The organism is Pseudomonas sp. KBW05 (genome assembly GCF_003852405.1).
Classification (GTDB): Bacteria; Pseudomonadota; Gammaproteobacteria; order Pseudomonadales; family Pseudomonadaceae; genus Aquipseudomonas.
Genome location: NZ_QAJM01000030.1, coordinates 25,772 through 49,550, shown reverse-complemented (window position 1 = coordinate 49,550; position 23,779 = coordinate 25,772). Strand labels below are relative to the sequence as shown.

Here is a 23,779-nt window from a genome sequence, read left to right as displayed (position 1 = left end):
CGTTACCTAAATAACGGATATACACACCAACACCCACTAGCTCATCCAATTCCCCCCATCAACGTTATACGTCTGCGCCACCACATAATCCGCCTCCGCCGAAGCCAAAAACACCGCCATCCCCGTCAAATCCTCAGCCGTCCCCATCCGCCCAAACGGCACCTCCTCCCCTACCCGCCGCTTCTTCTCCCCCGGCGCCAACCCTTCATGCCGGGCAAACAACGCATCCACCCCATCCCAATGCTCCCCATCCACCACACCGGGCGCGATGGCATTGACGTTGATCCCCTGCTTGATCAGATTCAACCCCGCCGACTGCGTCAGGCTGATCACCGCCGCCTTGGTCGCGCAATACACCGCCACCAACGGCTCACCCCGGCGCCCAGCCTGGCTGGCCATGTTGATGATCTTGCCGCCATGCCCCTGGCGGATCATCTGCCGCGCCGCCGCTTGCAAGGTGAACAACGTCCCCGCAACGTTGATCGAAAACAGCCGCTCATAACTATCCCGGGTGATATCGACAATGGGCGCCAGATCAAACAGCGCCGCATTGTTGATCAAGATATCCAGCTTGCCGACCTCGGCCACCACGGCGGCAATCGCAGCGTCGATGGACCCCTGGTCGGTGACGTCCATTTCCACGGCATACGCCTGTGGCCCCAGTTCGGCGGCGGTTGCCTGGGCCCGTTGCAGGTTGATATCGGCGATAGCGACGCTGGCGCCCTCCGCAATGTAGGCCTGGGCAAACGCACGGCCGATCCCGCGCGCGGATCCGGTGATCAGCGCGCTTTTACCTTCAAGTCGTTTCATGGGGCATGTCTCTGAAGAATTATTTTGGATAACCCGCGCGTTTCATTTCGCGCTCGGTGGTGGACTGGGCCTGGAGCAACGCCTGGTCAACCGACATACCTCCGGTCAGCGCCGCCGAGAACATCTTGCCCACCGAGGTGCCGATGGCCTGGAACTCAGGGATGGTCACGTACTGGATGCCCACGTACGGCACCGGCTTGGCCGACGGGTGCGCCGGGTCAGCGTGTTTCATCATCTCCAGGGTCACTTGGGCAAACGGCGCGGCTTTCAAGTAGGCGTCGTTGTAGGTGGACTGGCGAGTGCCGGGCGGTACGTTGCTGATGCCTTCTTTATCGGCGACCAGTTGGATGTAGTCCTTGGACGTGGCCCAAGTGATAAAGGCCTTGGCCGCGTCTTTGTGCTTGGACGTGGCCGGGATCGCCAGGGACCAGGCGTACAGCCATGAGGAGCCTTTGTCGGTGACTTCGGTGGGCGCGGCGGCAAAGCCTACGCTGTCGGCAACCTTGCTTTGGCTCTTGTCGGTGGTGAAGGAGCCGGCAACGCTGGCGTCTACCCAGATCGCGCATTTACCGCTGTTGAACAGCGCCAGGGTTTCGTTGAAGCCGTTGCTGGACACCCCCGGGGGGCCGTATTGCTTGAGGCTGTTGACGTAGAAATTGGCGGCGGCGGTCCATTCCGCGCTGGTCAGCTCAGGCTTCCACTGCTCGTCGAACCAGCGCGCGCCAAAGGCGTTGGCCATGGTGCTCAGCAAGGCGATGTTCTCGCCCCAGCCGGCCTTGCCGCGCAGGCACAGGCCGTATTGGTCTTTATCCTTGGCGGTGAGCTTGGCGGCGAATGCGCCGAGTTGGGTCCAGGTCGGATGCGCGGGCATGCTCAGGCCGGCTTGCTGGAACAGGTCGGTGCGGTAGTAGGTGACGGTGCTTTCGCCGTAGAACGGCAACGCGTAGAGGGTGTTGTTGACCGACAGGCCCTGGCGGACCGAGGGGAAGATATCGTCGACGTCGTAGTCGGCTGGCAGTTGGGTCAGCGGCTCCAGCCAGTGCTTGGCGCCCCACAGCGGGGTTTCGTAGGTGCCGATGGTCAGCACGTCGAATTGCCCGCCCTGGGTGGCGATATCCGTGGTGAGGCGTTGGCGCAGCACGTTTTCTTCGAGCACCACCCAGTTGAGCCTGATGTCCGGGTGCTGCGCCTCGAACACCTTGGACAGGCGCTGCATACGGATCATATCGCTGTTGTTGACCGTGGCGATGGTCACGGTGTCGGCGGCGTAGCTGGGCATGGCCAAGGCCAGGCCGGACAGCAGGAACAACGCTTGCGGGAGCTTGAGCATGGCGGTATCCACCTGTTGTTTTTGTTGTTGAGGGCCGATTACAGCAGGTTGGTCCAGCCCTCACAAACCCGTGACGGATGCGCGACTGGTACTTTTTTAACCTTGCGCCCCGGGTTAAAAAAGTATCAGTGCCCGGCAAAACGAGGGGTAGCGCCGACACCGCGCAGGCGCGTATTTTGAAGCGCTACCAAGAACAACAAGAAGCCCCGCCATGCCTGTCAGCCGCGCCCAACTGTTCGAGCACCGCCCCGCCGAACTGGAAGTGATCCTGCCCGAACCGGACCACTGCTTTCGCTGGTTCGAACACGACTATCCCTACGACCTGGCGCGCTGGAACCACCACCCCGAGTTTGAGATCCACCTGATCCGCCAAGGCAACGGCAAGCTGGTCGCGGGCGACTATATCGGCGCCTTCAGTGCCGGCCACGTCGCCCTGATCGGCCCCGACCTGCCCCACGACTGGATCGGCGAACTGGCCCCCGGCGAGTACCTCAAGGGCCGCGACGTGGTGCTGCAATTCGACGGCGCCGCCCTGCTCGCTTTGCGCAAGACGCTGCCAGAACTGGGCGACTTGCAACCGTTGTTCGAGCACGCCCGGCGCGGCCTGCAATTTCACGGCGATACGGCGTTGCGTGCCGCCGTGTTGATGGAAGACATCGGCAACGCCCAGGGCCTGCAGCGGCTTGTCTTGTTCCTGCAACTGCTCGACACCCTCAAGAGCGCCCCGCCACCACACGTCCAGGCGCTGGCCAGCCCGTGCTACGCGCCCACCCTGGATGCGCGCAGCGCCGAGCGCATCAACAAGGCCTTCGACTACCTGATGCGCGAGCTTACGGGGGACGTGCGGCTGTCGGTCATCGCGCAGCAATTGGAGATGAGCGAACCGGGCTTTTCGCGCTTTTTCAAGCGCAACACCGGCCACGGTTTTATCGACCTGATGCGCAAGTTCCGCGTGCAACGCGCCTGCCGGTTGTTGTTGCAAAGCGAGATGTCCGTGGCGGCGATCTGCTTTGAAGTGGGCTACGCCAACCTGTCCAATTTCAACCGGCACTTTCGCATCGAGATGAATCAGACGCCGAGCGATTACCGCCGGGAAACCGCGCTGCACCGGTTCAACCCCTCGACAAAATGACACCCAGTCAATTCTGACCAAAAGGTCGACTAATCGCGCTTTTTTCCAGTCTATTCAAGCCAATAGTCAAAGTTGGTACAGCCTATGCAAACGTTTGCGGAACGAACTTGCCAGCCAAGTTCACCACAACCCGAAGAATCGGGTCCAAACCGCGTACGAATAGGGATTTTCAATGCACTCCACTGCAAGACACCCTGCCGCCCTTGGTGTTTCCCTGCTACTGGCCGCCGTTACGGGACTACTCAGCGCGCCCATTTTGGCGCAGGAAAAACCCGTCGATGACTCAGCACAGGGCGAAACCCTCAGCCCGGAAGCCAACCCGACAAAAAAAGGCGTGTACCTGTCGGACTGGTTCAACCAGGACCTGACCTTGATCGGCAGCAAAGACATCAGCTTCGGCCCCAAGCCGTCAGACGATATTTACCTGGAGTACGAGTACTTCGGCCGTAAGGGCCCGTTCGAACTCTACGGTTATATCGACGTGCCGAAGATCCTCGGCATCGGTAACAGTAATGACAAAGGCGTGTGGGACCATGGCTCGCCGGTGTTCATGGAGCACGAGCCGCGTATTTCCATCGACTACCTGGCGGGCCGCAGCCTGGCCATCGGGCCGTTCAAGGAATGGTATGTGGCGTTCGACTGGATCTACGACCACGGCAGCAACAAGGCCAACCGTGCCAACACCCTGTACAGCGGCCTGGGCACCGACATCGACACCCACTCGCGGGTCAATCTGTCGGCCAACTTCTACGGGCGTTACCAGTGGGAAAACTACGGCGCCAGCAATGAATATTCGTGGGATGGCTACCGCGCACAAATGAAGTACATCGTGCCCATCGGCAAGTTCGACAACGGGGCCTCGCTGACTTACATCGGCTTCACCAACTACGACTTTGGCTCCGACCTGCACAAGGACAACCCGGCACGCACGGCCAACTCGTTGGTGGCGACCAATGTGCTGCTGTATTCGTTTACCCACCTGCGGTTCACCCTGGTCGGTCGTTACTTTCATAACGGCGGCAACTGGGAGGATGGCAGTGAGTTGAACTTCGGCGAGGGCAACTTCCGCGCCCGTTCGGACGGCTGGGGCTACTACGCCGGCGTCGGTTACCAATTCTGATAGAGGAGCTTTTGGATGAACGTACTTTCCCGCCTGTCACTGGCTGTCGGCCTGGCCCTGTTGCCCCATGTGGTATTGGCGGATGCGCCGATCAAACCCAAGGTGATGCTGATCACCATGTTCGCCCCCGAGGCACAGACCTGGATCGACCGCCTGGAACTCAAGCAAGAGGTGCGCGTGCCGGGCCTCTCTGCCGAATACCCAGTGATCCGCTGCAACACCCAGGACGTCTGCCTGCTGGTCACCGGCATGGGCCAGACCAACGCCGCCGCATCCACCCTGGCCCTGGCCTTGTCGCCCAAGTTCGACCTGCGCCAGAGCTACTTCCTGATCGCCGGGATCGCCGGCATCAGTCCCAAGCACGGCACCATCGGCACCGCGGCCTGGGCCCATTACCTGGTGGAGTTCGGCACCCAATGGGAACTGGACTCGCGGGATGCGCCCAAGGATTGGCCGACCGGTTACATCGGCATCAACACCAAAGGCCCCAACGAGAAACCGCCGCTGGACTACAAGACCGAAGTATTTGAGCTCAACCCCAAGTTGCAGGCCAAGGCGTTTGCCCTGTCGCACCAGGTTGAGCTGACGGAGAGCAAGGAATCTGCCGCCTGGCGCAAACACTACCCCGCCGCCCCGGCCAACCAGCCGCCTCAGGTCACCCGCTGCGATACCCTGGCGGGCAACACCTGGTTTTCCGGCACGCGCTTGAGCGAACGCGCCGAGGTCTGGACCAAACTGCTGACGGACAACAAGGGCGAGTACTGCACCACCCAGCAAGAGGACAACTCCACCTATGAAGCGCTGCTGCGGGCCAGCCGCGAGGGGTTGGTGGATATCCAGCGCTTGGCCGTGGTGCGTGCGGGCTCGGACTTTGACCGGCCATACCCGGGCTACAGCGAAGTGGACAACCTGCTGAAGTACGCAGATCAGGGTGGGTTTGTGCCGGCGCTGGAGAACCTGTACCGCACGGGTAACCCGCTGGTGCAGGCGATCCTCAAGAACTGGTCGGCGTGGGAAAACGGTGTGCCCGAGGCCTAGTAAACATCAACCTGTGGAAACGCGGTTGTGTGGGAGCGGGCTTGCTCGCGAATGCAGTGTGTCAGTCGCTGGAGATGTTGACTGATCCACCGCATTCGCGAGCAAGCCCGCTCCCACACTGGTTTTCCTACAGTGTTAAGAGCGGGTCAGGGCAGAAAGATGATCTTGTCTGCGCTGCCGCTATTCACTTCCCCATAACTCTGCAACCCCTCTGCCAACGCCACTTCGCGCAGGCCAGTGGGCAGCGGCAGCGAGCCCTCATCAAAAAACCGGCCGAACTGCTCCAGCATCACCGCACACTGCTCGCAGTTGTAGAGCAACGAGTTGATTCCCACCACCGACCCACCCTTGCGGTACAACGCCAGGGCCGGCAGTTGCACCTGGCCGTCCACCGGCGCGGCGATGATCGCGATGCGCCCAAACGGCGCCAACCCGGCGACGGCTGCGGGCAACCAGAAACCGGTGGTGTCGAAGATCACATCGGCGCCGCCCTTGAACACGCGGTTGACCTGCATGCCCAAGTCTTCCGGCGCACCCAAGGCAATCGCCTCAACCCCCTGCCCTTGCAACACCTCCACATGCTCCGCCCGCCGCACCGCCGCCAGCACCTGGGCGCCACGAATTTTCGCCAGGGCCAAGGCCGCACTGCCTACCGCACCATTGGCACCGATCACCAGCAACCGCGTGCCTTTGCCGACACCACTGCGCTCCAGGGCGTCCCAGGCGGTGGTGTATGGCACGCCAAGGCTGGCGGCCTGGGTGAAACTCAGGTGGCTGGGCTTGTGCGCCACACCGCTGGCTGAAACCTTCACAAATTCGGCGTGGGAACCGTCGGCAAAAAAGCCGAGATCGCGACCCGTGCCCCAGACCTCCTGGCCAAGCAAAGCCTGCGGGCCTTCGACGACAACGCCGGCAAAGTCACGCCCGGGAATGCGTGGCAAGGTGGTGTAGGGGAAACGACCGAGCACGTTTTTCACGTCGCTGGGGTTCAGTCCCGCCGCCTTGATCTGCACCAAAACTTCACCGGCGGCGGGCACCGGAGTGGGGACGTCGACGAAACGCAGGGAGGCGAGATCGCCAGTAGCGGAAAATTGCAGGGCTTTCATGGCCAATATCCATCGAAGGGAAAAAGGGGATCAGGACAACCAACCGCTGACCAGTTGCCGCCCCATGGGCCAGAGCTTTTCGCCCAGCAGCATGCCCATCAGGCCAACCAGGGCGATGGCCGGTGGCGCGGGCGAGCGGAAGTCCAAGGCGCCGTAGAGCACGCCGACAAACAGGCCAATGGCGAGGGAAATCAGGTAACTCATGGGATGGCGCCTGGTGGGTGGATGGGCTCAGTGTAGAGAGCCCATTCCTGAAGCATCGGCCAAGTGCTTCAGGATTTCGGCCAAACCCTCAACCGACGTAGTTCGACGGCGCCACGCCGAGTTCGCGGCGGAACATGTCGCTGAAACTGCTCGGCGAATAGCCCAAAGACCGCGCGATACGGCTGACCGGCTGGCCCTGGATCAACTCCGCCACCGCCGTGGCCAGTTGCACCTGGCGCCGCCATTCGGCGAAACCCATGCCCAGGTGGTGCTGGAACAGCCGCGACAAGGTCCGCACGCTGGCACCGGCCGTCTCGGCGTGTTGTTCAAAGGGGACTTCCAACGAGGGCGCGGCCATCACAGCCTGGCAAGCGTTGATCAAGCGCCGGTCGGCCTCCACCGGCATGGCAATGCGGATCGGCGAGCGGCGCGCCCGTTGCAATTCCAGCAGCGCCAGGCGCACCACTGCGTCGTAATAGCCCGTTTCAGCGCTGTCGCCCTCTTCCACCAGCGTGACGATCAGCTCGCGCAGCAAGCCGCCGACCTCGATCACCTGCACCTGGCTGTCCAGCGTCGCCGCCAACGCCGGGCGCAGGTAGATATTGCGCATCTGCAAATCCGACACCACCCGAATCCCATGCTCCACCCCCGGCGGCAACCACACGGCACGCTGAGGCGGGACCACCAGGGCTTCGCGCGGGGTTTCGACCCACATCACGCCGCTCATGGCGTAGAGCAATTGGCCCCAGTCGTGGCGATGGGGCTCCACGTACAACCCACGCGGGTAGGTGCGTGCCAGGGGTTGCACGGGGACGGCGTGATCACTGAGGTCGGGAGGCGCGGCCAGGGCCATGGGGAGTACGTCAGTCGGGATGTGGGCGTTCATGGTAATCAGTGACGCCCGCCAAGCCGAGCTATTTTCCTAAACTGGAAACCCGCTCCCACATGGATCACTGCCACATTTTTTGACCGCGTCAGTCCGCCTGGCGGGTGTTACTGCGATACATGAACACCAGCGCCAACGCCAGGCACAGCATCGCCACAATCCGGCTCCCTGACAGCTCGATCGCCGGGTTGCCCAACCAGCCAAAGTTGTCGATCAACATCCCCATGCCCAACTGCCCGACGATCACCGCCACCGTGGCTACCGCCGTGCCCACAATCGGCACCGCGCCGACCATCACCATCATGTACACCACGCCAAACAAGGCACCGGTCAGTTGCCATTTCGGCACGTCCAGCAAGCTCACGGCCTGGGCGGGTTCAAAGAAGAAAATCAACAGCGCCGTGGTCAGCGCACCCACGCTAAAGGTCAGCAAACTGCTGCGCAACACGCCCACCGTCTGGCCCAGGCGCCCGTTGATCGCGGCCTGCACACTCAACACTGCGCCGGCGGCAATCACCAGCACCAACAATAGAATCAGATTCATCGCCTTACCCTCGTGCAATCAATATCAGTGCCGCCACAATCAACGCCAACGCAATCCAGCGTTCACCATTGACCCGCTTGCGCGCAGTGCCGAACCAGCCGAAATGGTCGATCAACACACTCTTGCCCACCTGCCCGGACAGAATCGCGATCATGGTCATGGCGATGCCGATATGCGGCGTGGCCAGGGTCAGCACCACCACGTACATCGGCCCCAGGAAGCCGCCGATCAATTGCCAGCGCGGCAGGTCGGTCAACGCCGGGCCCTTTTGCGGGCCGCTGAACAACAACAGCACATACAAAATCGCCGAACCGACGCCGAAGATGCTCAACGTCGCCCATAAATGCCCGACCTGCACACCCAATGGCCCCAGCAACCCGGCCTCCACTGACAGGCCCATGCCCGCCAGGATCACCAGCGGCAGCAACAACAGCCGCAAAAGGTTTTTCTTCGGCACGGCCAACGCCGCACCCTCGATAGAACTTGCCTGCATACATCACCTGCGCTTCAAGAAAGAGACATGGCGCGCATTATCCGGTGGTGGTTCTGTGCGATAAATGGCAGCATGCGGACAACACCTTTGCGCAACACGCACAGCACGGAGCCACGATGCAGGGTTTGAATGAATTGAGTTTCAAGGCGCTGCGCCTGTTCGTGGCCGTGCTCGACCATGGCAGCTTTTCCGCAGTGGCCCGCCGCGAAAGCCTGGCGCCCTCCTCCATTTCCCGGCAGATCCAGCTGATGGAACAGGCCCTCGGCCAGCAATTGCTCTACCGCCACACCCGTGCGGTCAGCCCCACCGAGGCCGGGCGCCTGCTCGGGCATCACGCACGTTTGCTGCTGGAGCAACTGGAAACTGCCGGTCAGGCCTTGCAGGAACAAGAGCGCGAACCGAGCGGGCTGGTGCGCATCAACGCGCCGATGGTGTTCGGCCAGCGCCACCTGTCACCGTGGCTGGGCGAGCTGTGCCGGCGCTATCCCAAGTTGCAGCTGGACATCCAGCAGACCGACACCTACGTCGATCCCCTGCAAGACGGCACCGACCTGCTGTTTCGTATCGGCGTGCTCAACGACTCGGGCATGCAGGCGCGCATCTTCGCGCCGCAGCGCTTTCGCATCGCCGCCAGCCCCGCCTACCTGGCCCGCCACGGCACGCCCAAGCACCCCGACGAACTGGCCAACCACCACTGCCTAGCCTACAAAGGCATCACCGGCCAGCAACGCTGGTTCTTCCGCCGCGACGGCGGCGACTGGACGCCCTACAGCGTCAAGGGCCCGATCACCGGCAACCACGCCGACACCCTGACCCACGCCGCCGAACAAGGCCTGGGACTGGTGGTGTTTCCGTCCTGGCTGATTGGCGAAGGCTTGCGCGCGGGCACCTTGCAAGCGGTGCTCACGGACTACGAAGTGGCGACCACGCTGGAGCCGCAACAGATCGCCGCGCTATGGCCGGGCAGCCGGCGGTTGTCGCTGAAAGTGCGCACCGTGATTGATTATTTTGTGGAGTGTTTTGGGGCGGTGCCGTATTGGGATCGGTGATTTAAAACACCCACTGCCCAATCAACCACCCATTCGCCCCACTGATCACCGCAAACAGCAACCACGCCAACACCCGGGTCGGTAGCTTATTAACAAACGGCCCCATCAGCTGTTTATCCCCGGTCATGCGGATCAACGGATACAACGCAAACGGCAACTGCAGGCTGAGCACCACCTGGCTGAGAATCAGCAACTTTCCAATCGCACCATCGCCCAGCAGCCATACCCCGAGAAACGCCGGGATCAGCGCCAGCCCTCGGGTAATCAGGCGGCGTTGCCAGCATGGAATACGCAGGTTGAGATAACCCTCCATGATCACTTGCCCGGCGATGGTGCCGGTGAACGTCGAGCTTTGCCCAGACGCCAGCAGTGCAACACCAAACAGGATGCTGGCAAACGCGCCGCCCACCAGCGGGTCGAGCAAGTGGTAGGCGTCCTGGATTTCGACCACATCGGTATGGCCGGTCTTGTAGAACGCCGCAGCGGCCAGCACCAGGATGGCGGCGTTGACCAGCAAGGCCAGGGCCAGGGAGCCGATGGTGTCGATGCGCGCCAGCTTGACCGCGTCCTGTTTGCTGGCGAGGTCCTTGCCGATCAGGCGAGTCTGCACAATCGAGGTGTGCAGGTAGAGGTTATGTGGCATGACTGTGGCACCCAGGATGCCGATGGCCAGGTACAGCGGTGCAGCATCGCTGATGGCCGAGAGTGACGGCGTGAAGCCGCTCAACACATCCGGCCAGTACGGCTTGATCAGCAGCAGCTCGATGAAGAAACACACGCCGATAGTCGCCACCAGCGCCAGCATGATCGCTTCCAGGCGGCGGAAACCACGGTTTTGCAGGGCCAGGATCAGCAACGTATCGAATGCGGTGATGACAATGCCGGTGGTCAGCGAAACGCCCAGCAGCAGGTGAAACGCCAGGGCGCAACCGAGCACTTCGGCCAGGTCGGTGGCGATGATGGAGATTTCCGCCAACAGCCATTGGGTACGTGCAGAACGCTGGCTATAACGCTCGCGGCACAGCTGCGCGAGGTCCTTGCCGGTGGCGATGCCCAGCCGCGAACACAGGCACTGCACCGCCATCCCCGCCAGGCTGGCCAGCAGCACCACAAACAGCAGGCTGTAGCCGTAGCGCGAGCCCGCTTCGATGGCCGTGGCCCAGTTGCCGGGGTCCATGTAGCCGATGGAAATCAACAGGCCGGGACCGGCAAACATCAACATCCGCTTGAAGAACGACGCCTTGGGGTCAACGGCAACGGAGCCGGCCACCTCCGGCGGGCAGAACGGGGCGGTGGCGATTTTCGGCAGGCTGAATTTCACGCGGTATTCCAGGCAAATGCATATATCGGGAAGCTTATCAGTCGGATGCAACCGTGCGCATCACCGTGTCCCGGGGCAGGTCAAACGCTTCCACCACTTGTACCACCAGATCCATTTCCTGGTTCAGCGCCTCGCGTTCCATGCGCTGGCGGATCACGCCCACCACCAACACCGCCAAGGTGGTGATCGAGTAAGCCGGGCCGGAAAACGCGCGCACCCCGCTGACCAATAGCATCGCCGCCGCCAACGCCTGGCCCACCACCGGAATCGCCGTGGCCGCCCCGCGCCGCAGGATAAACCCGGTGAGCCCCGCCAACGCCGTGCCACTCAACGCGGTGGTGGCCGAGCGGCCTACGCTGAAGCGCGCAAACACCCCCTGTTCCTTTTGCGCCGCCGCCTGCAACTCGACGTCGAAGGCCTGCCGGTCGGCGCTGTTGAGTTTGTCCTTGTATTGCTCGATCAGGTGTTCCGCGACCTGGGCTTCGATATCCGCCAGCTCGACGGTGTCAACGGGCTGATCGAACTTGATCCCCAGCCGCTGCGCGACATCTTCGGCGATCTGGCGGTAACTCACGCCATGGCCACGGGCGAGGTTCATAAAGCTGTCGCCGCCCATGCGCTGCAACTCGATGGCCAGTTTCAACGGTTCGCGCACGCTGGCATCAATCGATGCACTGCGCTTTTGCGCCATCAGTTCGGCGAGGAACTTCAACTCATCCGGCCGTGCCTGCACCAGCGCCGGGAACAGTTCCCCATCCTCTTCGGCAAACCGTACTTCGCTGCTGCGCTGGTCAGCGCGGATCATGCCGCGCCGTTCCTGCAACAGGTCGGTGTACTGCACCACGGTCTTTAATTGCGGCCAATACGCGGCATGATCGAAGGTGGCCAGGTGCACATTGCTCACCTTGGCCTTGAGGGCGGGCGTCAGCGGGATGGCGTAACGACCGATGCAACGCTCGTTATCCGGCTTGATCGCCAGCGCCCAGTCCTTACTGGAATGACAGTTGATCACCCGCCCCTGGAGCGACGCCGACACTTCATCCCAAGGGCTCGACGTACAAATCGCCCCGCCCATCAGCAACACGTTGTTCAACGGCAGTTCACGGGCCGCCTCTGGGCTGGCCAACAGGCTCTTGACCAGGATGCGTGCGCCCAGGGAATGGCCGACCAGGTTGATGCGCCGTACCGGCAGGGCTTCGGCATGCAGGTAGTTGGCCAGCTCGGGCAGCAAGGTCTGGGCGACCTCATCGACACGCGCCTCGACACTTTTGTAATGGTCAAGAAAGTAGGCAATCGCCTTGCCCACGCCCACGGTCGCCGCGCCCAGGCCACCACCGCCGAGCAATGCCCCGATCACCTCCTTGAACGGAGCGAAGAGGTTTTCCAGGAAATGCCCGGCCGGCCAGAACAGCATCACATTGGTCGAGCCTTCGATGCTCGCCAGTTGCGCGGTGAAATTGCCCAGTTGCTGGCGGTTGAAGAAGGCCGAGTAACCGTGAACGTAGAGATTGAGCACATCGCCCTGGGGCTCGCCGCACATCACAAAAGTGGGCTTACGGGTGCGGTGCATTTCATCCCACTGGTGCTGCATGGGGCGGTGACTCCTGGTGACGAAGGACGGCGATAGTAACAAAGCGTGGCTTGGGCGAAGGTGAATCCTGACCGGCGTGGCCTCAGAACAACGACGCGGCCTTGGATTTGGCCAGGTAACGCGCCGGAGAATCCCCCAGGTTGCGCCGGAACACCGAGGTGAACGCGCTGGAGCTGCTAAAGCCCAGCCCCAGCGCCACATCGGTGATGGACACACCGTGGCTGAGCCGCGCCGTGGCTTCCAGCAGGCACACCTGCTGGCGCCAGGCCACAAAGGTCATGCCCGTGTGCTCCAGGAACTGTCGGGTAAAGGTGCGCCGGCTCATGCTCGACCACGCGGCCATGGTGTCGAGGGCAATGGTCTGCGTGGGTGCGTCCAGAAAACGCTGGCAGGCGCGGGCCAGGCGCGGCTCTGCGGGCAACGGCGCACTGAGGGGCAACTCGGGCATGGCGCCAATTTCATCCACCAGCAGCGTCAGCACACAGCGTTGCCGAACACTGAGCCGCGCCGTCGGCTCGATCGTCAGTGCCGCTTCGAGCAGATGCCGCAGCAGCGGCGAGACTTCGAACACCTGGCAATGGCCCTGCAAGCCCGCACGCCCAGCGGCTTCGTCGTCGAGGTAGGTGTTGAGCATGAGCACATCCCCGCGCATATGCATTTCGTGGGGCACTCCGCCAGGCACCCAGATCGCGCGCTGCGGCGGCACCACCCAGTTACCGAGGTCGGTGAACATCTTCAAGGCGCCGGTGGACGCATAGGCGAACTGCCCACGGGCATGGGTATGCCGCGCAAACACGGTACCGGACGCGTATTCGTGCAGCGTCACCAGCGCTTCGGGGTCGTTGTCAGCAAAGGTCGGAATCATGGCCCGATATTGTCAAAGGATGACCTGAGATAGCAAGCGGGCCATTCAGCTGCGACTTAACATCAACGCCTTTGAACATGCCTGCCCGCTTAAGGAAAAGCCCATGCAGAAAAAACACCTGGCCCTCGCCCTACTCGTCACCCTCGTCTGGGGCCTGAACTTTCCGATCACCAAGCTTGGCCTGCGCGGCATCGATCCCTTTGTGCTCACCGGCATCCGTTTCGCCCTCGCCGCCTTGCCACTGGTGTTTTTCATCCGCCGCCCGGCCGTGCACTTCGGCTACGTCGCGGCGTATGGCGTGATTTTCGGCTTGGGCATGTGGGGCGTGATCAACTACGGCATCCAGGTCGGCGTGAGCCCTGGGATCGCCTCGCTGATCATCCAGCTCAGCGTGTTTTTCACCCTCGGCTGGGGCGTGGTGCTGTTCAACGAAAACCTGCGTGACGCACAACTGGTCGGCGCCGGCCTGACCTTGCTCGGCCTCGCGGGGATCGTCGTCACCCAGGACGGCAGCCACGCGGTGCTGGGCGTCATGCTGATCGTCCTCAGCGCGTTTGCCTGGAGCGTGGGCAACGTCATCATCAAGCAGTCAGGCGTGAAGGAAATCTTCGCGTTCATGGTGTGGGCCAGCCTGTTTCCGCCGATCCCGCTGTTCCTGATGGCCTGGTGGATGCGCGGCAGCGCCGCGTTCGAAAGCCTGCCCGCCAGCCTCGACGTGATGGCCATCGGCTCGATCCTGTTCCAGGTCTACCTGGCCACGCACTTTGCCTACTGGGGCTGGAACTCACTGCTAAAAGCGTACCCCGTCTCGACGGTGGCGCCCCTGTCATTGCTCATCCCCGTGTTTGGGATCGCCAGTTCGATGCTGATCATTGGTGAACGTATCTCCACGCTGGAACTGATCTCGATAGCGATCATTCTGGTGGGGTTGGCGGTGGGGTTGTATCGCCGGCCGGTAACACTGACCACACAGAAAGAAACACAGCCGGGCAGCGCTCAATAGGCGAAGTTGTCGATCTTGACCTGACCATCTGGAAACGTCGCAATGATCTCCAGTTCGCCGCCCATTGCGCGGATGTAGTCGCGCAATGTGCTGATGTACATATCCGTGCGCCGCTCCATCTTGGAGACCGCAGCCTGGTTGATATTCAATGCCTTGGCCAGGTTTTCCTGGCTCAACTGTTGAGCCTTGCGCAGCTCGTGCAGAGGCATTTCCTTTAGATGTTGCTGGAACAACTGCTTGGCTTCGGCCTGAGATTGCGGCGTCATGCGTGCTTGCAGTTCAGCGAATTTTTTAGCCATTGTTTTGGCCCTCTTTAGCCAATGCATCCAAATGTACGTCGTATAGCCTTTCTGCTAGCGGGACGTGTTTTTCATACCATCGGTTCTTACCGGTCTTATCCCCACCGACCAGCAATAATGCGCATCGTCGTGGATCAAACGCGTACAACACCCGATAGGGCCTCCCCGTGTGCTGTATCCGCAGTTCACGCAGGTTCCCGTGTCGGGAGCCCTTGATGTCGCTGCTGTGGGGATAGCCTAGACCCGGCCCCAAAAACCCCAGCAGATCCACGCTGGCGGATACCGAAACCTGTTCCTTTTCCCCCAGGCCATCCCACCAGCCTGCGAATTCATCCGTGTATTCAATGTCCCAGCCCATGCGAATATGCCATCCAAGGAATATAAACTCAAGGGCATAAAACTAGGTGATGAATCGGCCCGCCTCCACCCGCTGCGCCAGGACAATTGTTTGTACATCCTTCAGAAACACCAGGAGGACGGTAAAAAGAGCGCGACAGGCGCAACACTCACCGCAAAAACACAATTTTCGACACGTAAAAAGCGCTCTAATACGCTCCTGTTGATTCGTTTTTTAGATCCTGGAGTCCCCAATGCCCCATGAAGGCAACCTGTTACAAGCAGCCGTGGTGTTCCTGCTCGCCGCCGTGTTGACCGTGCCGCTGGCCAAGCGCCTGCAATTGGGCGCGGTGCTCGGTTATCTGTTCGCCGGGGTGATCATCGGCCCGTCAGTCCTGGGTTTGGTGGGCAATCCGCAAAGCGTGGCGCAATTTTCCGAGTTGGGCGTGGTGTTGCTGCTGTTTATCATCGGCCTGGAATTGTCGCCCAAGCGCCTGTGGGTGATGCGCAAGGCGGTGTTCGGCGTCGGGCTGGCCCAGGTGTTGCTCACCGGCTTGGTGATGGGCGTGGTGGCGTTGTGGCTGTTTGGTCAGTCGTGGAACAGCGCGATTGTGCTGGGCCTGGGCCTGGCGTTGTCGTCCACCGCGTTTGGCCTGCAAAGCCTGGCCGAGCGCAAGGAGTTGAACCAGCCCCACGGCCGCCTGGCCTTTGCCATCTTGCTGTTCCAGGACATCGCGGCGATCCCGTTGATCGCCATGGTGCCGTTGCTGGCCGGCAGCGATCACCCGACCACCGAAGCCCAGGGCCTGCAACATGTGCTGCAGATCCTCGGCAGCATCGCCGTGGTGATCATCGGCGGGCGCTACCTGTTGCGGCCAGTGTTTCGCATCGTCGCCAAGACCGGCCTGCGCGAGGTGTCCACCGCCACGGCGCTGCTGGTGGTGATCGGCACCGCGTGGCTGATGGAACTGGTGGGCGTGTCCATGGCCCTGGGTGCCTTCCTCGCCGGCCTGCTGTTGGCGGACTCGGAATACCGCCATGAACTCGAATCCCAGATCGAACCCTTCAAGGGCCTGCTGCTGGGCCTGTTCTTTATCAGCGTGGGCATGGGCGCCAACCTCAGCCTGCTGCTCAGCTCGCCGCTGCTGGTGCTCGGCCTGACCCTGTTGTTGATCGGCCTGAAGTTGCCGCTGCTGTACGCCGTCGGGCGCCTGGTGGGCGACCTCAACCGCGAAAGCGCCCTGCGCCTGGGCGTGGTGTTGGCGGCGGGCGGTGAGTTTGCCTTTGTGGTGTTCAAGATCGGCCGCGACCAAGGCCTGTTCGAGCCCCACCTCTATGACGTGCTGGTGCTGACCATCACCCTGTCCATGGCCGTGACCCCGCTGCTGCTGTTGATCTGCCCGAAGCTGTTCAAGCCCAAGGTCAAGCCGGTGGAAGTGCCCGAGGAATACCGCACCATCGAAAGCGATGCGCCCCGCGTGGTCATTGCCGGCATGGGGCGGATGGGCCAGATCGTCGCGCGGATCCTGCGTGCGCAAAACATCTCGTTTATTGCCCTCGACACCTCGGTGGAAACCATCGAGCTGACCCGCAGCTTCGGCGGCATGCCGGTGTTCTACGGCGACCCGCAACGGCCGGAGATCCTGCACGCGGCCAAGGTCGACCAGGCGGAGTTCTTCGTGATCGCCATGGACGACCCGGAAATCAACATCAAGACCGCCGAACTGGTGCGCAACCTCTACCCGCACATGAAGATCATCGCCCGCGCCCGTAACCGCCAGCATGTTCACCGCCTGGTGGACCTGGATGCGTCGCCGGTGCGCGAAACCTTCTACTCCAGCCTGGAAATGAGCCGCCGCACCCTGGTCGGCCTCGGTTTGACCCAGGCCCAGGCCGACGCGCGCATCACCCGCTTCAAGAACCACGACCTGCAAGTGCTGGCCGCGCAACACGCGGTGTATGACGACGCGGCCAAGGTGATGCAGACCGCCCAGGAAGCCCGGACGGAACTGGCGCGGCTGTTTGAGATGGACCGCCTCGAAGAAGAGTCCGACAAGGTGTAAGACCCAGGGTGAACGACATTGCGAAATTTCTGACAGAATACGCCGCAATTTCGTTCATCCCTGGAGCGCTTCATGGCCACTTTCACCCAGACCGCCGCCCTGCTGGCCCTCGTGCTTGCCGCTGGCAGCGCGTTCGCCGCCACCCCGCCGGCCACACAGAGCATCTCCACCTTGGGCGGCAAATTCACCTTCAGCCTGCCCAAGGCCTACGTCGCTGACACCCTGCCTGTCAGTCAGGCCGAAGATAACAGCACAGCCACCCAGGGCACCCTATACGCCAACCAGACCACAAAAAGTGTAGTGATCGTCGCCGAAACCGTGCGTACCGATGGGGTAAACATCGGGGATAACGACGCGCCATTCCTCGACGGTGCCGTGGCCGGTTTCGTCAAGGACCAGAGCGCCGCGCTGCCGGATTTCAAGAAGCAGAATGAGAAGAAGCTGACCTTCAAGGGGTTGGGTTTGCGTCAGGTGGACAGCACTGCGACACAAGGCGGGGGCAAGACGTTGAACAGCACCTTCCTGGGTGGTGCGGGTAATCACATGCTGGTGATCCAGGCGATTTCCCGTGGGGATGATGCCAAGGGGCATGCCGAGCTGGTGAAGCAGATTACGGGCGGCAAATAAGCCAATCCGCCAAGCAACACAAAACCAATTGTGGGAGCGGGCTTGCTCGCGAATGCGGAGTGTCAGTCAACAGATTAATGGACTGATCCACCGCATTCGCGAGCAAGCCCGCTCCCACATTTTTTGACCGCGTTTACTTGAGGCTTTGCTCTAGCCAGGCCCTTAGGTCCTGCACCTCAGCCTCACTGATGGTATGCGGCATCCCCACATACCCATGAAACTCCGGCTTCAACCCCACCCCCAGCAACACCTCATTCGCCCGGGTCGCCGAGGCATACGGCAGCGCCTGGTCCAACGTCCCATGGCCGATAAAGATCGCCAGCTTGTCCAGTGCCGCATCCGCTTTCAGCTCAGCCTTCAGCACCGGCAACACACTGCCACTCAACGCCGCAATCCCACGCACCAGCGCAGGCTTACGCAACCCCACCTCGTAGGACATGATCGCGCCCTGGCTGAACCCCACCAGAAACACCCGGTCCGGTTGGGTGTGGTACTTGGCAGTGGCCTGCTGCACAAAGTCTTCGATCAGTTGGGCGCTGCGCTGCAAGTCGGCGGTCTCGCCGTCGTAGTCGCCGTCGCCGGGTGTCTTCGCAAACCAGCGATAACCGCTGGCGTCCACCGGCATCGGCGCCCGTGCGGAGAGGTAGGTCCAGGTGGACGGCAAGGCGTCCTTGAGCCCAAACAAATCTTCCTCGTTACTGCCAAACCCGTGCAGGAAAATCACCAGCGGCTCGTTGCGCGCATCACCCTGGGTCTGTTCCAGGTACGCCAGCGGCAAGTCGCTGTGCAGGGTGTCGTCGGCATGGGCGGCACCGACCAACAGGGCCAGTGTCAGGGCAAACAGCTTGAGCATGGGGCGTTCCCTCAGGGTTTGCGCAACAGATAGGTGTCCATGATCCAGCCATTGGCCAGACGCGCGGCCTTGCGCACGCGCTCGATGTCGTCGGCCACTTCAGCGACTTTGCCGCTGATGAGGATTTCGTCCGGCGTACCCAGGTAGGCACCCCAGTAAATATCCAGGTCTTGATCAGCCACCGTACGGTAGGAATCTTCCGCGTCGAGCATCACCACCAGCGTATCCGCATCACTCGCCTGCCCCGCCGCCAACCGGCGCCCGGTGGTGATCTCGATGGAACGGCCAATGCGGTTCAGTGGCACTTTGTGCTGGGCGGCCAGGGCCTGCACGCTGGTGATGCCGGGAATCACTTCAAATTCAAACGCACAGCGGCCACTGGCCAGGATCGCCTGCAGAATGCGGATGGTGCTGTCGTACAGCGCCGGGTCACCCCAGGCCAGGAATGCGCCGACTTCGCCGTCGGCCATTTCCTCATTGATCATACGCTCGAAGGTCTGCTGCTTGTCGCGGTTGAGGTCCTGCACGGCCGTGGTGTAGTCAATTTCACCGCGCACGCGCTCGGGGCAGTCGGCCTCGACGAAGCGGTAGCCGGGCTCGGTGATGTAGGTCTCGCAGATCTCGCGGCGCAGGTCGATCAACTTGTCTTTGCTCTGGCCCTTGTCCATCAGGAAAAACACGTCGGTGCGATTGAGCGCCTTCACGGCCTGCATCGTGATGTAGTCAGGGTTGCCGGCGCCAATGCCGATGATCAGGATGCGTTTCATGGGTTGCTCTCATTGCGGGGCGTGGATTTTGCCATGTTCAGGGGCTCAGGCGTGAGTTTCCAGGCGCAGGCGCCAAACGCCATTAAAACGCAACTCGGTGGCGGACAGCGGCTCGACGTCGATCAGGTAGAACATCGACAGCGGAAACTGCATGACGTACAGCATTGCGGCGCGGATCACAAAGGGGTGGGTGATGGCGACGATATGGCCGGGCTGGGTTTCGAGGGACTGCATCCACTGCGCTACGCGCGCGCAGACCTGATCCACCGATTCGCCAGCGTGGGGGGCGCTGGCGCTGGTGGTCAGCCACTCCTGCAACTGATCACTAGGCAAGCGGCCGACGTCCTGGCCTTTCCACCGCCCGAAGTCTGCATCGCGCAATGCGTCCTCAACCACCGCGTCGCGGCCAAACAAGCCCGCGGTCTGCCGGGTGCGCGCCTGCGGCCCACACAACAGGCGACGGGGTTTCTTGTAGCGCCCGGCCAGGGACAGCGCCGCGCGTTGCCAATCCATCGCCACCGACTCGTCATCGGGAAAAAAACCGCGTTTTTGCAGGGGCGTGACGGCATGGCAGATAAGGGTCAAGCGGGTGGCCTGCATGAAATTCGCTCCGCCGAATGAAGGCCATTAAGACTGGCGCAGTTATTCGCGGCGTGCAACGTCTTGTGCTGGGTTGTGGGGGGCGATGGCGGTGGGTCAGCTGCATCTATGTTGGCTGACAGGCCGCCTTCGCGGGCAAGCCCGCTCCCACAGGGGATTGGGTTACCACTTTGGAACAGGTGCACACTGGCCAAACTGTGGGAGCGGGCTTGCCTGCGATAGCGGTGGGTCAGCTGCATCTGTGTTAACTGGCAGGCCGCCATCGCGGGCAAGCCCGCTCCCACAGGGGATTGGGTTACCACTCTGGACCAGGTACACACCGGCCAAACTGTGGGAGCTGGCTTGCCTGCGATAGCGATGGGTCAGTTGCATCTGTGTTAACTGACAGGCCGCCATCGCGGGCAAGCCCGCTCCCACAGGGGATTGGGTTTGCAGGCCAGATCAGGTTTACACCGATCAAAAATGTGGGAGCTGGCTTGCCTGCGATGGCGGTGGGTCAGTTGCATCTGTGTTGGCTGACAGGCCGCCTTCGCGGGCAAGCCCGCTCCCACAGGGGATTGGGTTTGCAGGCCAGATCAGGTTCACACCGGGCAAAACTGTGGGAGCTGGCTTGCCTGCGATAGCGCCCGGTCAGCCGCCACCATCACCTCACTCAAACCACTCCTTGCGCCCCTCAAACGTCCCAACGATCAACTCGACAATCACCTGCACCGCCTGGGCATCCTGCACCTGGGCATTTACCGCCAGCCACACCTGGCGCTGCATGCTGTCGGCCAACAACCCCGGCAGCGCCACCAGGCCGCGGTCGAAGCTGCTCATGTAGTGCGGCAGCAAGCCGATGCAGGCGCCGCAGCGGATCATTTCCAGCATCAGCGAGTAGGCCTGCACTTGCACCACGGCGGCGCGGCGTTGGTCTACCACGTGGTTCCACGGTTGCAAGGCGTCGACCTGCACGTCGGGCTGCCATTGCACGAGCATGTAGTCGTCGAGGTCATCGACGCTGTCCGGGCGGGTGGTCAGCCGTGAGTAGCGCTTGGCGATATGCGGCAGGTAATGCAGGCGCGCCAGCGGGCGTGGCGGTTGGATGGGAAAGCTAGGGCCGGGCGCTGAGCCGTCGGTGTCGGACAGCCACAGCACCACGTCCACGTCCACCGCTTGCAGGGACAAGTGGCTGTCGATAGAGATGATCTCCAGGCGCACGCTGGCGTTGCGGCGCAGCAAGGCGATCAGGTCGCGACCAAGGATGTCGTGCAGGATCGGTTCGGCCACCGCCAGGCGGATCAGCGGCTGTTCCACCACCGGCAGGCGCCGTTCATGGGCCAGCGCAATCAGTTGCGCCTGCAATTGCAGGCCGTCGCGACTGAGCACCAGGCCGTTGCCCTGATAAGTGAACAGCGCATGGCGCACCTGCTCTTCCAGCTGCGCCAGGCGCTTGCGCAACAGCGTCGATTTGATATTCAGGCTGCGCGCCGCCTGCATGAAACAGCCACAGCGCGCACTCACCAGAAAGTAGCGCGCCACCTCCGGTTCGATCTCGCAGGCCAAAGCCGGCCAACTGCGGCGCGGCTCGCTCGCCCCACGATAAGCGGTGGGCGCCTGGGGGCCGGACGGTTCTAGATATGCCATGGGAGACTCCCTGTCTTGTTGGTCTGTGCATCCAATGCGGGTTGTCGCGTACTACTCCAGCACCTTGTTCAGCTCGGCACCGTCGATACTCAAGGTGGCGGTGTTGAGCATGCCCTCCAGGTAGGCCTTGGCGATCTGCTCCTGGCGTTGACTGCGCTAGGCCTCGGTCAGGCGTACGCGCAGTTCATCCAACGTCGCCGTGCGCGCCGGTTGCTGGGCAGTGAGCTTGAGCACATGGAAGCCCGCCGCACTCTGCACCACGTCGGACACACCACCGACCTTGAGCCGCGCCACCGTCTCGCGAACCTGCGGCACCAGTTGCTGCAACGGCTGCATCCCCGAATCGCCGCCACGCGGAGCGGTGTTCGGGTCTTGGGAATATTGCGTGGCCAGGGTGGCGAAATCCCCCGGCGTGGCCTGGGCCTTGCGGCTCAGTTCCTGGGCCTGGCGGCGTACCGCTTCGGCAGATTGCGGGTCGTTCACGGCGAGGAAAATCTGGCTCACCCGAACCATCGGCGGCGTCACCCACTGCGCCTTGCCGGCGTCGTAGGCCTGTTGCAGCTCAGCCGCGCTGGGATAGCCCGCCGGCACTTGGCTGACCGAGAGCATGTAGTCGCGAAACACGATCTGCTCAGTGGCGGCGCGGGTCTGTTGCTCCACCTCCGGGCGCTGACGCCAGCCCTGGGCGTCGGCCTGTTCCAGCACGGCCTTTTGCGCCAGGCGTGAACGCAGCCAGGTTTCCAGTGCGCCACGGTTGCCGCGCAACTGCTCGCGGGTCTCGGCCGGCAGGCTCGCCAGCACGCTTTGCATTTCCGTCAGGTCGATCTGCTGGTTGCCCAGGCGCGCCACCGCCGGCCCCCCCGCCGGCGTCGCGAGCACCGGCGCCGGCTGCTGCGCCGCCACCGGGTCGCTGCCCGGCCGCAGGCTCAAGCCCACGGCCACCACCAGCAAGGCCAGCGCACCCGCGCCGACCATCAAGGTTGGCTTTTTCACAATACCGCCGCCTCTTCGCCCACCGATTGCGCGGCGGCCTGCAACTGCGCGGCCTGCTGGCTGTATTCACGCAGGTAGACAATGAATTCCTGCAACAGGCGGTCCCACAGTTCCAGCTGGCTGCGCAGGTAGGTGACGCTGACGCCCGCCACCACCACGTCCATTTCCATCAGCAGGAATTCACCCTGCACCGACAACCGCGCAAAGCGGCGCGAAGCGTTCCACACCTGGGCCAGGCCTTCCGGCAGTTCGCCCTGGATGCGCAGTGCACAGCTGTAGGTGAAATCCACATAGCCGCCCTGCTCGCCCGCCGGGTTGCCGAAGCGCACGGCAAAGCCGATGCCCTGGCTGGCGCTGAGCAATTGCACGATGCCGTTCTGCTCGCTCGGGTTGACCCGGTAGCCGGCTTCTTGCAGCAGCTCGGTGAGGCTCTGGACGGTGACGCTGGTGATCAATTCGCTCATGGTGAAGTCTTCCTTGTCGATCAGTGATTGGCAGTTGCCTGGGGCGCATCAAAACGGCTCTTGTACAAATCGTCGCCAAAGCCCTGGGCCAGTTCCTCGAACTTGACCCGCGCACCGCTGGCGAAGGGCTGGCGGATACTCATCACCTCAGCCACATCGATTTTTTCGTAGGCCGCCAGCAGTTGCTGGGCCACGCCGTACATCTGTTGATTCTTGACTGCGCATTGCTGCACTTGTGTGTCACGTTCGCTCAGCTTGGCTTGCAGGCCGGCGCGCTCGGCTTCCTTGCCCTTGGCCAGCACCAGCAGTTCCTCGTAGGCCTTCTTGAACTTGCCGATCTGCTCGTTGCTCGCCGCCACCTGGGCTTGCGCCTGGCTGTGCAGGCTTTGTTGCTGGCCGGCCATTTGCTCGGCGACGCCACGGGTCTTTTCCAGCTCGGCAGTCAATTGCTTGATCTGCGCCTGGGCCTGTTTGGCCTGGGTTTCAGCGGCGATGCGCGCGGCACTGGCCTGGGCCTGTTCGCTTTGCAACGCCTGCAACTGCTGGGTGGTGCTGCGCAGTTGGGTACGCAGGCGCTCTTCCATGCCTTCGGCGCTGGCGCCGGTGGCGACGAACAACAACAGCAGCCCGCAGATTCGCGTGTTCATGTGGCATCTCCT

At 62.3% G+C, this 23,779-nt stretch carries 25 protein-coding genes and 1 pseudogene; 7 read left to right on the top strand and 19 right to left on the bottom strand.

Annotated features, from left to right (window positions below; all coding sequences use genetic code 11):
- Positions 1 to 36 precede the first annotated feature (36 nt).
- Together DBR46_RS24915 and DBR46_RS24910 are read right to left on the bottom strand one after the other, a co-directional pair.
- A complete protein-coding gene (locus DBR46_RS24915) occupies positions 37 to 810 on the bottom strand; it encodes an L-iditol 2-dehydrogenase (protein WP_124528354.1) in 774 nt (257 codons plus the stop codon).
- A 19-nt stretch (positions 811 to 829) separates the two neighbouring features.
- Positions 830 to 2,140 carry a sugar ABC transporter substrate-binding protein gene (locus tag DBR46_RS24910; protein ID WP_124528353.1) on the bottom strand — a complete coding sequence of 437 codons (1,311 nt, stop codon included), beginning with the start codon at positions 2,138 to 2,140 and terminating at the stop codon, positions 830 to 832.
- A 211-nt stretch (positions 2,141 to 2,351) separates the two neighbouring features.
- On the opposite strand from DBR46_RS24910, the gene DBR46_RS24905 reads away from it, so the two are divergent.
- The 3 genes from DBR46_RS24905 to DBR46_RS24895 all read left to right on the top strand — a co-directional run bounded on the left by DBR46_RS24905 (position 2,352) and on the right by DBR46_RS24895 (position 5,430).
- Positions 2,352 to 3,272: an AraC family transcriptional regulator gene (locus DBR46_RS24905; protein ID WP_124528352.1), complete on the top strand. Its 921-nt coding sequence runs from the start codon at positions 2,352 to 2,354 to the stop codon at positions 3,270 to 3,272.
- Between the two features lie 172 nt (positions 3,273 to 3,444).
- The gene (locus DBR46_RS24900; protein WP_124528351.1) at positions 3,445 to 4,392 is read left to right on the top strand and encodes a nucleoside-specific channel-forming protein Tsx; all 948 of its coding nucleotides are present in this window, start codon (positions 3,445 to 3,447) and stop codon (positions 4,390 to 4,392) included.
- 15 nt (positions 4,393 to 4,407) lie between these two features.
- Entirely contained in the window at positions 4,408 to 5,430 is a 1,023-nt protein-coding gene (locus DBR46_RS24895) for a purine nucleoside permease (RefSeq protein ID WP_124528350.1), read from the top strand.
- A 146-nt stretch (positions 5,431 to 5,576) separates the two neighbouring features.
- On the opposite strand, the gene DBR46_RS24890 is transcribed toward DBR46_RS24895, so the two are convergent.
- The 5 genes from DBR46_RS24890 to DBR46_RS24870 form a co-directional block, all read right to left on the bottom strand.
- The gene (locus DBR46_RS24890; protein WP_124528349.1) at positions 5,577 to 6,536 is read right to left on the bottom strand and encodes a zinc-binding alcohol dehydrogenase family protein; all 960 of its coding nucleotides are present in this window, start codon (positions 6,534 to 6,536) and stop codon (positions 5,577 to 5,579) included.
- Positions 6,537 to 6,566: 30 nt separating this feature from the next.
- Positions 6,567 to 6,740, bottom strand: coding sequence for a DUF1427 family protein (locus DBR46_RS24885; protein WP_124528348.1), 174 nt, complete (start codon positions 6,738 to 6,740; stop codon positions 6,567 to 6,569).
- Positions 6,741 to 6,828: 88 nt separating this feature from the next.
- A complete protein-coding gene (locus DBR46_RS24880) occupies positions 6,829 to 7,593 on the bottom strand; it encodes a helix-turn-helix transcriptional regulator (protein ID WP_124528355.1) in 765 nt (254 codons plus the stop codon).
- A 121-nt stretch (positions 7,594 to 7,714) separates the two neighbouring features.
- Positions 7,715 to 8,170: a DMT family transporter gene (locus DBR46_RS24875; protein ID WP_124528347.1), complete on the bottom strand. Its 456-nt coding sequence runs from the start codon at positions 8,168 to 8,170 to the stop codon at positions 7,715 to 7,717.
- 4 nt (positions 8,171 to 8,174) lie between these two features.
- A complete protein-coding gene (locus DBR46_RS24870; RefSeq protein WP_124528346.1) occupies positions 8,175 to 8,663 on the bottom strand; it encodes a DMT family transporter in 489 nt (162 codons plus the stop codon).
- Between the two features lie 116 nt (positions 8,664 to 8,779).
- Here DBR46_RS24870 and DBR46_RS24865 point away from each other — a divergent pair, with 116 nt between their 5' ends.
- Positions 8,780 to 9,712, top strand: a complete 933-nt coding sequence (locus tag DBR46_RS24865; RefSeq protein WP_124528345.1) for a LysR family transcriptional regulator — start codon at positions 8,780 to 8,782, stop codon at positions 9,710 to 9,712.
- A gap of 1 nt (position 9,713) precedes the next feature.
- Here the strand turns inward: DBR46_RS24865 and DBR46_RS24860 are convergent, their stop codons facing one another.
- The 3 genes from DBR46_RS24860 to DBR46_RS24850 all read right to left on the bottom strand — a co-directional run bounded on the left by DBR46_RS24860 (position 9,714) and on the right by DBR46_RS24850 (position 13,489).
- Positions 9,714 to 11,033 carry an Nramp family divalent metal transporter gene (locus DBR46_RS24860; RefSeq protein ID WP_124528344.1) on the bottom strand — a complete coding sequence of 440 codons (1,320 nt, stop codon included), beginning with the start codon at positions 11,031 to 11,033 and terminating at the stop codon, positions 9,714 to 9,716.
- Positions 11,034 to 11,070: 37 nt separating this feature from the next.
- The gene (locus DBR46_RS24855) at positions 11,071 to 12,624 is read right to left on the bottom strand and encodes a DUF726 domain-containing protein (protein ID WP_124528343.1); all 1,554 of its coding nucleotides are present in this window, start codon (positions 12,622 to 12,624) and stop codon (positions 11,071 to 11,073) included.
- Positions 12,625 to 12,706: 82 nt separating this feature from the next.
- A complete protein-coding gene (locus DBR46_RS24850) occupies positions 12,707 to 13,489 on the bottom strand; it encodes a helix-turn-helix domain-containing protein (RefSeq protein WP_124528342.1) in 783 nt (260 codons plus the stop codon).
- A gap of 103 nt (positions 13,490 to 13,592) precedes the next feature.
- Between DBR46_RS24850 and DBR46_RS24845 the strand changes: the two genes are divergently transcribed.
- On the top strand, positions 13,593 to 14,492 hold the full coding sequence (locus tag DBR46_RS24845) for an EamA family transporter (RefSeq protein ID WP_124528341.1): 900 nt from the start codon (positions 13,593 to 13,595) through the stop codon (positions 14,490 to 14,492).
- Here the strand turns inward: DBR46_RS24845 and DBR46_RS24840 are convergent.
- Positions 14,486 to 14,791, bottom strand: a complete 306-nt coding sequence (locus tag DBR46_RS24840) for an XRE family transcriptional regulator (RefSeq protein ID WP_124528340.1) — start codon at positions 14,789 to 14,791, stop codon at positions 14,486 to 14,488. The genes DBR46_RS24845 and DBR46_RS24840 overlap by 7 nt on opposite strands.
- Positions 14,784 to 15,149 (bottom strand): type II toxin-antitoxin system RelE/ParE family toxin, encoded by a 366-nt coding sequence (locus DBR46_RS24835; RefSeq protein WP_124528339.1) that lies wholly within the window; start codon positions 15,147 to 15,149, stop codon positions 14,784 to 14,786. Before DBR46_RS24835 ends, DBR46_RS24840 begins: the two co-directional genes overlap by 8 nt.
- Positions 15,150 to 15,381: 232 nt before the next feature.
- Here DBR46_RS24835 and DBR46_RS24830 point away from each other — a divergent pair, with 232 nt between their 5' ends.
- Both DBR46_RS24830 and DBR46_RS24825 read left to right on the top strand, forming a co-directional pair.
- Complete coding sequence (locus tag DBR46_RS24830) at positions 15,382 to 17,190, top strand: monovalent cation:proton antiporter-2 (CPA2) family protein (RefSeq protein WP_124528338.1); 1,809 nt, start codon at positions 15,382 to 15,384, stop codon at positions 17,188 to 17,190.
- 72 nt (positions 17,191 to 17,262) lie between these two features.
- Positions 17,263 to 17,817, top strand: a complete 555-nt coding sequence (locus tag DBR46_RS24825; RefSeq protein WP_124528337.1) for a hypothetical protein — start codon at positions 17,263 to 17,265, stop codon at positions 17,815 to 17,817.
- Positions 17,818 to 17,950: 133 nt separating this feature from the next.
- Here the strand turns inward: DBR46_RS24825 and DBR46_RS24820 are convergent, their stop codons facing one another.
- The 7 genes and pseudogenes from DBR46_RS24820 to DBR46_RS24790 all read right to left on the bottom strand — a co-directional run bounded on the left by DBR46_RS24820 (position 17,951) and on the right by DBR46_RS24790 (position 23,767).
- Positions 17,951 to 18,670, bottom strand: coding sequence for an alpha/beta hydrolase (locus DBR46_RS24820; RefSeq protein ID WP_124528336.1), 720 nt, complete (start codon positions 18,668 to 18,670; stop codon positions 17,951 to 17,953).
- A gap of 11 nt (positions 18,671 to 18,681) precedes the next feature.
- A complete protein-coding gene (cobF, locus tag DBR46_RS24815) occupies positions 18,682 to 19,437 on the bottom strand; it encodes a precorrin-6A synthase (deacetylating) (RefSeq protein ID WP_124528335.1) in 756 nt (251 codons plus the stop codon).
- 45 nt (positions 19,438 to 19,482) lie between these two features.
- A complete protein-coding gene (locus DBR46_RS24810) occupies positions 19,483 to 20,037 on the bottom strand; it encodes a histidine phosphatase family protein (RefSeq protein WP_124528334.1) in 555 nt (184 codons plus the stop codon).
- Positions 20,038 to 20,685: 648 nt separating this feature from the next.
- Positions 20,686 to 21,663, bottom strand: a complete 978-nt coding sequence (locus DBR46_RS24805; RefSeq protein ID WP_124528333.1) for a LysR family transcriptional regulator — start codon at positions 21,661 to 21,663, stop codon at positions 20,686 to 20,688.
- 51 nt (positions 21,664 to 21,714) lie between these two features.
- A pseudogene (locus DBR46_RS24800) lies at positions 21,715 to 22,656 on the bottom strand (peptidylprolyl isomerase).
- On the bottom strand, positions 22,653 to 23,120 hold the full coding sequence (locus tag DBR46_RS24795; RefSeq protein ID WP_124528332.1) for a YbjN domain-containing protein: 468 nt from the start codon (positions 23,118 to 23,120) through the stop codon (positions 22,653 to 22,655). The pseudogene DBR46_RS24800 and the gene DBR46_RS24795 overlap by 4 nt, the downstream one beginning before the upstream one ends.
- Before the next feature lie 20 nt (positions 23,121 to 23,140).
- Positions 23,141 to 23,767 carry a DNA repair protein gene (locus DBR46_RS24790; protein ID WP_124528331.1) on the bottom strand — a complete coding sequence of 209 codons (627 nt, stop codon included), beginning with the start codon at positions 23,765 to 23,767 and terminating at the stop codon, positions 23,141 to 23,143.
- Positions 23,768 to 23,779: the final 12 nt, after the last annotated feature.

What these genes read in the sequence shown, in the direction of transcription:
- DBR46_RS24825 (WP_124528337.1), top strand. Translation starts at nt 17,263, where the DNA reads ATGGCCACTTTCACCCAGACCGCCGCCCTGCTGGCCCTCGTGCTTGCC.
- DBR46_RS24900 (WP_124528351.1), top strand. Translation starts at nt 3,445, where the DNA reads ATGCACTCCACTGCAAGACACCCTGCCGCCCTTGGTGTTTCCCTGCTA.
- DBR46_RS24805 (WP_124528333.1), bottom strand. Translation starts at nt 21,663, where the DNA reads ATGGCATATCTAGAACCGTCCGGCCCCCAGGCGCCCACCGCTTATCGT.
- DBR46_RS24915 (WP_124528354.1), bottom strand. Translation starts at nt 810, where the DNA reads ATGAAACGACTTGAAGGTAAAAGCGCGCTGATCACCGGATCCGCGCGC.
- DBR46_RS24790 (WP_124528331.1), bottom strand. Translation starts at nt 23,767, where the DNA reads ATGAACACGCGAATCTGCGGGCTGCTGTTGTTGTTCGTCGCCACCGGC.
- DBR46_RS24830 (WP_124528338.1), top strand. Translation starts at nt 15,382, where the DNA reads ATGCCCCATGAAGGCAACCTGTTACAAGCAGCCGTGGTGTTCCTGCTC.
- cobF (WP_124528335.1), bottom strand. Translation starts at nt 19,437, where the DNA reads ATGAAACGCATCCTGATCATCGGCATTGGCGCCGGCAACCCTGACTAC.
- DBR46_RS24835 (WP_124528339.1), bottom strand. Translation starts at nt 15,149, where the DNA reads ATGGGCTGGGACATTGAATACACGGATGAATTCGCAGGCTGGTGGGAT.
- DBR46_RS24890 (WP_124528349.1), bottom strand. Translation starts at nt 6,536, where the DNA reads ATGAAAGCCCTGCAATTTTCCGCTACTGGCGATCTCGCCTCCCTGCGT.
- DBR46_RS24865 (WP_124528345.1), top strand. Translation starts at nt 8,780, where the DNA reads ATGCAGGGTTTGAATGAATTGAGTTTCAAGGCGCTGCGCCTGTTCGTG.
- DBR46_RS24845 (WP_124528341.1), top strand. Translation starts at nt 13,593, where the DNA reads ATGCAGAAAAAACACCTGGCCCTCGCCCTACTCGTCACCCTCGTCTGG.
- DBR46_RS24910 (WP_124528353.1), bottom strand. Translation starts at nt 2,140, where the DNA reads ATGCTCAAGCTCCCGCAAGCGTTGTTCCTGCTGTCCGGCCTGGCCTTG.
- DBR46_RS24820 (WP_124528336.1), bottom strand. Translation starts at nt 18,670, where the DNA reads ATGCTCAAGCTGTTTGCCCTGACACTGGCCCTGTTGGTCGGTGCCGCC.
- DBR46_RS24795 (WP_124528332.1), bottom strand. Translation starts at nt 23,120, where the DNA reads ATGAGCGAATTGATCACCAGCGTCACCGTCCAGAGCCTCACCGAGCTG.
- DBR46_RS24895 (WP_124528350.1), top strand. Translation starts at nt 4,408, where the DNA reads ATGAACGTACTTTCCCGCCTGTCACTGGCTGTCGGCCTGGCCCTGTTG.
- DBR46_RS24905 (WP_124528352.1), top strand. Translation starts at nt 2,352, where the DNA reads ATGCCTGTCAGCCGCGCCCAACTGTTCGAGCACCGCCCCGCCGAACTG.
- DBR46_RS24855 (WP_124528343.1), bottom strand. Translation starts at nt 12,624, where the DNA reads ATGCAGCACCAGTGGGATGAAATGCACCGCACCCGTAAGCCCACTTTT.
- DBR46_RS24850 (WP_124528342.1), bottom strand. Translation starts at nt 13,489, where the DNA reads ATGATTCCGACCTTTGCTGACAACGACCCCGAAGCGCTGGTGACGCTG.
- DBR46_RS24840 (WP_124528340.1), bottom strand. Translation starts at nt 14,791, where the DNA reads ATGGCTAAAAAATTCGCTGAACTGCAAGCACGCATGACGCCGCAATCT.
- DBR46_RS24880 (WP_124528355.1), bottom strand. Translation starts at nt 7,593, where the DNA reads ATGGCCCTGGCCGCGCCTCCCGACCTCAGTGATCACGCCGTCCCCGTG.
- DBR46_RS24875 (WP_124528347.1), bottom strand. Translation starts at nt 8,170, where the DNA reads ATGAATCTGATTCTATTGTTGGTGCTGGTGATTGCCGCCGGCGCAGTG.
- DBR46_RS24810 (WP_124528334.1), bottom strand. Translation starts at nt 20,037, where the DNA reads ATGCAGGCCACCCGCTTGACCCTTATCTGCCATGCCGTCACGCCCCTG.
- DBR46_RS24870 (WP_124528346.1), bottom strand. Translation starts at nt 8,663, where the DNA reads ATGCAGGCAAGTTCTATCGAGGGTGCGGCGTTGGCCGTGCCGAAGAAA.
- DBR46_RS24885 (WP_124528348.1), bottom strand. Translation starts at nt 6,740, where the DNA reads ATGAGTTACCTGATTTCCCTCGCCATTGGCCTGTTTGTCGGCGTGCTC.